The sequence below is a fragment of the Rhodococcus sp. O3 genome (assembly GCF_048897285.1).
In the GTDB taxonomy this organism is placed as follows: domain Bacteria; phylum Actinomycetota; class Actinomycetes; order Mycobacteriales; family Mycobacteriaceae; genus Rhodococcus.
Window position 1 is genome coordinate 1 of the sequence record NZ_JBMBTE010000254.1, and the last position, 3,109, is coordinate 3,109.

Consider the following 3,109-nt stretch of genomic DNA (forward strand, 5'->3'; position numbering starts at 1 on the left):
GCGACCACCCGGCCGCGACTCCCGGAATGTGACGTCGGCACGGATGCGTGCGAGTCGTGCACGGTATCGCGCCGGCAGGTGTTACGGTGGGGTTCCGTGGGTCCGCAGGCCCCAGCAGTACCGCCATCAGTCCGAAGTCCTGCACCAGACGTCACGGGAGCTTCTTTGCCACAGTCACGCCACTCGCGTACCGCTACCAAGCACATCTTCGTCAGCGGGGGCGTCGCATCCTCGCTCGGCAAGGGGCTGACCGCATCGAGCCTGGGTGCTCTGCTCACCGCGCGCGGTATGCGCGTGACCATGCAGAAGCTGGACCCGTACCTCAACGTCGACCCCGGCACCATGAACCCGTTCCAGCACGGCGAGGTCTTCGTCACCGAGGACGGCGCCGAAACCGACCTGGACGTCGGACACTACGAGCGGTTCCTCGACCGCGACCTGTCCGCCGACGCGAACGTCACCACCGGCCAGGTGTACTCGACGGTCATCGCCAAGGAGCGGCGCGGCGAATACCTCGGCGACACCGTCCAGGTGATCCCGCACATCACCGACGAGATCAAGAACCGCATCAAGGCGATGGCGGCCCCGGACGCCGAGGGCAACGTCCCGGACGTGGTGATCACCGAGATCGGCGGCACCGTCGGCGACATCGAATCCCAGCCGTTCCTCGAGGCGGCCCGCCAGGTGCGTCACGACATCGGCCGGGACAACTGTTTCTTCCTGCACGTGAGCCTCGTGCCGTACCTGGGCCCGTCCGGCGAACTGAAGACCAAGCCCACGCAGCATTCGGTGGCGGCGCTGCGCAACATCGGTATCCAGCCCGACGCGCTGATCCTGCGCTGCGACCGGGACGTGCCCGACGCGCTCAAGGCGAAGATCGCGCTGATGTGCGACGTCGACGTCGACGGCTGCATCTCCACCCCGGACGCCCCGTCCATCTACGACATCCCGAAGGTGCTGCACAGCGAGGGCCTCGACGCCTACGTGGTGCGTCAGCTCGGCCTGCCGTTCCGGGACGTGGACTGGACCGTGTGGGGCGACCTGCTCGACCGGGTCCACAACCCCCGCGAAACCGTGAAGGTGGCGCTGGTCGGCAAGTACATCGACCTGCCCGACGCCTACCTGTCGGTCACCGAGGCGCTGCGCGCCGGTGGTTTCGCGCATCGCGCGAAGGTCGAGATCAGCTGGGTCGCCTCCGACGAGTGCGAGACCGAGGCCGGCGCGGAACGCCATCTCGGCGACGTCGACGCCGTGCTGATCCCCGGCGGCTTCGGCATCCGCGGCATCGAGGGCAAGCTCGGCGCGATCCGGTTCGCCCGGACCCGCAAGATCCCGCTGCTCGGCCTGTGCCTGGGCCTGCAGTGCGTCGTGATCGAGGCGGCCCGGTCGGTGGGCATCACCGACGCGTCCAGCACCGAATTCGACCCGGACACCACCCACCCGGTGATCTCCACGATGGCCGACCAGGAGCAGATCGTCGCCGGTGAGGCCGACCTCGGCGGCACCATGCGGCTCGGCGCCTACCCCGCGGTGCTCACCAAGGGTTCGGTCGTCGCGAAGACCTACGGCACCGAGCAGGTCTCCGAACGGCACCGGCACCGCTACGAGGTCAACAACGCCTACCGTGACCGCATCGCCAAGTCCGGTCTGCAGTTCTCCGGCACCTCCCCGGACGGACGGCTCGTCGAGTTCGTCGAGTACCCCGCCGACGTGCACCCGTATTTCGTTGCGACCCAGGCACATCCGGAACTCAAGAGCCGGCCGACCCGCCCGCACCCGCTGTTCTCGGGCCTGATCGCCGCGGCACTGCGGTACAAGGCCGCCGAACGACTGCCGGTGGACGTGCACGGCGACGAGCGCACCGAGGCCACCGAACCGGCCGCGGCCGAGGTCGACTAGTCCGTGGCGCAGCGACACGAATTCGAGACCCTGTCCTCACGGCGCGTCTACACCGGCGCGATCGTGTCGCTGCGCGTGGACGAGGTGCGGATGCCGGACGGGCATGCCGTGCAGCGGGAAGTCGTCGAACACCACGGGGCCGTCGCGGTCGCCGCGGTCGACGACCACGACCGGCTCGCGCTGGTGCACCAGTACCGGCATCCGCTCGGCCACCGACTGTGGGAACTGCCCGCCGGTCTCCTCGACGCCCCCGGCGAATCCCCGCTCGACGCGGCCCGCCGGGAACTGGCCGAGGAGACCGGGTTCGCCGCCCACCGGTGGGACCTGCTCGTCGACATCGCCCTGTCGCCGGGATTCACCGACGAGGCGGTCCGTGTGTTCGCCGCCCGCGACCTGTATCCCGTCGACCGGCCCGATCCCGAACACGAGGAAGCGGACCTCGAACTGCATTTCGTCCCGGTCGACGAGGCCGTGGCGATGGTGCTGCGCGGGGACATCGTCAACGCCACCGCGGTGTCCGGGATCCTCGCGCTGGCCGCGACCCGCAGCGCCGGCCTGCCGCCGCGCTCACCGGACACCGCCTGGCCGGATCGGCCGCAGGCCTTCGCGCGGACCCGCGCCGAGCTCGGGAACTGACCCGGTGCTGTCCCGCCACATCGACGCGTACCTGAACCACCTCACCGTCGAACGCGGCGCCGCACCGAACACGATCGCCTCCTACCGCCGGGACCTGGCCCGCTACCAGGAGTACCTCACCGATCGCGGCATCGGGGACCTCACCGAGGTCCGCGAGGACCACATCGGCGACTTCGTGATCGTGCTGCAGCGCGGCGACCCGGACCGGAACCGGCCCGCCCTCGCCGCCGGCTCCGCGGCCCGCGCGCTCATCGCGGTCCGCGGGCTGCACCGGTTCACCACTGCCGAGGGGCACACCCCCGTCGACGTGGCGCGGGCCGTGAAACCACCCCCGCCGGGCCGGCGACTGCCGAAATCGCTGACCGTCGACGAGGTGCTGGCGATCCTCGACGCGACCGGCACCGAATCCGACGGGCCCCGCGGCCTGCGCGACCGGGCGCTGCTCGAACTGCTGTACTCGACCGGCGCCCGCATCTCCGAAGCGGTCGGCCTCGACGTCGACGACATCGACACCGAGGCCCGCTCGGTGCTCCTGCGCGGCAAGGGCGGCCGGCAACGCGTGGTCCCGGTCGGC

The 3,109-nt window shown here is 70.5% G+C and carries 3 protein-coding genes; all 3 read left to right on the plus strand.

Annotation, left to right across the window (positions count from 1 at the left end):
* The first annotated feature begins 165 nt into the window (after positions 1 to 165).
* Positions 166 to 1,899, plus strand: coding sequence for a CTP synthase (locus ACN675_RS28520; RefSeq protein WP_420754014.1), 1,734 nt, complete (start codon positions 166 to 168; stop codon positions 1,897 to 1,899).
* A gap of 3 nt (positions 1,900 to 1,902) precedes the next feature.
* Complete coding sequence (locus ACN675_RS28525) at positions 1,903 to 2,535, plus strand: NUDIX domain-containing protein (RefSeq protein ID WP_420754015.1); 633 nt, start codon at positions 1,903 to 1,905, stop codon at positions 2,533 to 2,535.
* Positions 2,536 to 2,539: 4 nt separating this feature from the next.
* A partial coding sequence (locus ACN675_RS28530) for a site-specific integrase (protein WP_420754016.1) occupies positions 2,540 to 3,109 on the plus strand: 570 nt, incomplete at its 3' end.